Below are 1,494 nucleotides of genomic sequence, written 5' to 3'. Positions count from 1 at the left end.
CGCCGGAGCGGCTGGTCATCATCAACGAGAGCCACCTTCACGCGGGCCATCATCATTCCGGCTCCGACCATCACGGCGCCTTCGACGGCACCGGCGAGACGCATTTCCGCGTTCGCATCGTCTCGCCTTCCTTTGCCGGCATGAGCCGCATCGAGCGCCACCGCGCCGTCAACGAATTGCTGGCCGACGAACTGAAGGCCGGTGTGCATGCGCTGGCGATCGAACCCGCCGCGCCGGGCGAGCAGACCCCCTGGTAAGGCTTGGCGGGTTACCGAGCTGCTCAGATCAGCGCTTCGATGAGGAACGGCCCCGTGCGAGAAAGAGCGCTGTCCAGCAAGGCATCGAACCGCTCGCATGTGTCGGCGCGCGCCGCTTCCACGCCCATGCCATTCGCCAGCGAAACCCAATCCAGCGCCGGCTGGTCGAGATCGAGCATCCGCCTTGCGTTCTCGCCGATGGCATTGACCCCTACATTGCGCATCTCGCCATGCAGGATCGCATAGGTCCGGTTGGAAAAGATGATGGTGACGACATCGAGCCTTTCCCGGGCCTGGGTCCACAACCCCTGCACCGTGTACATGCCGCTGCCATCCGCTTCCAGATTGATGACCTTGCGGCCGGGACAGGCGATCGCCGCTCCGGTCGCCATCGGAATACCCCCGCCGATCGATCCGCCTGCGCCCATCATGTAGTCGTGCGGCGCGGCAAAGGCCGACAGGGCGAAATAGCGCCGTGCCGAGGTGACAGCCTCGTCGCAGACGATGGCATTCTCGGGCAGTTTCCGCGCCACGGAAAGCGCGATCGCATCGTCGGTCAGCCTGCCGCGTGGTGTCGGCTCATCGGGAAAGGCCGTCGCGACCGCGAGCGGCTGCGGCGATTTGATGCCGAGTTCGTCGCGAAGCGCCGCCAGCACCGCCTTCAGGTCCTCGCCATGCGCTGCGAGTGTCAGCACCTCACAGCCATCTCGCACCAGCCGTCCCGGCTTGCCGGGATAGGCGAAGAAGGCCACCGGCTCCTTCGCCCCGACAAGGATCAAGACATCGATGTCCGCCAGTAGCGTTCGCGCGGCGTCGATCGGATAGGGAATGCGGCTCGGCGCCACGCGACCACGGCCGCGCTGCATCCGGGCGACCAGGACCTCGCTGAACAGGCGAACCTCCATGGCCGCGGCGATCTGGCCGGCGATTTCGAGCGCCTCCTCGCGGGCCGCCAGCCCGCGTACGATCATGCCGACCCGTCCTGGCGCACCGCCAATGGCCTCGGCAATTTTGCGCACGGTACCCATGTCGACCGCAGGTGCCGGTGCCAGTTCGACTTTGGCCGACACCACTGGGCCGGCGCCGCCCCACGCGGCGTCGGCCGGCAGGATCAGGGTCGTGATATCGGGCGGCGTCAGCGAGGCGCGCAACGCCGCCTGCGCCGCGGGTTCGACATCGTCCGGACCGTCGATGCGGCGAACCCAGCGCGACATCGGCGCCGCCAGGCTCTCGATGT

The 1,494-nt window shown here is 67.3% G+C and carries 2 protein-coding genes; one reads left to right on the top strand and one right to left on the bottom strand.

Annotated features, from left to right (window positions below; all coding sequences use genetic code 11):
- Nucleotides 1–257, top strand: a 257-nt coding sequence (locus EOA33_RS35435) for a BolA family protein (protein WP_145989509.1), incomplete at its 5' end; no start/stop codon positions are given.
- A gap of 23 nt (nucleotides 258–280) precedes the next feature.
- Here the strand turns inward: EOA33_RS35435 and EOA33_RS35430 are convergent.
- Nucleotides 281–1,494: acetolactate synthase large subunit (locus EOA33_RS35430; protein WP_127407697.1), on the bottom strand; the 1,214-nt coding region annotated here is incomplete at its 5' end.

Origin of the sequence: Mesorhizobium sp. M4A.F.Ca.ET.050.02.1.1, from assembly GCF_003997725.1 — a bacterium.
GTDB lineage: Bacteria > Pseudomonadota > Alphaproteobacteria > Rhizobiales > Rhizobiaceae > Mesorhizobium.
Note: the sequence above shows the minus strand (reverse complement) of the source record. Positions and strands in the feature narration are given on the sequence as shown.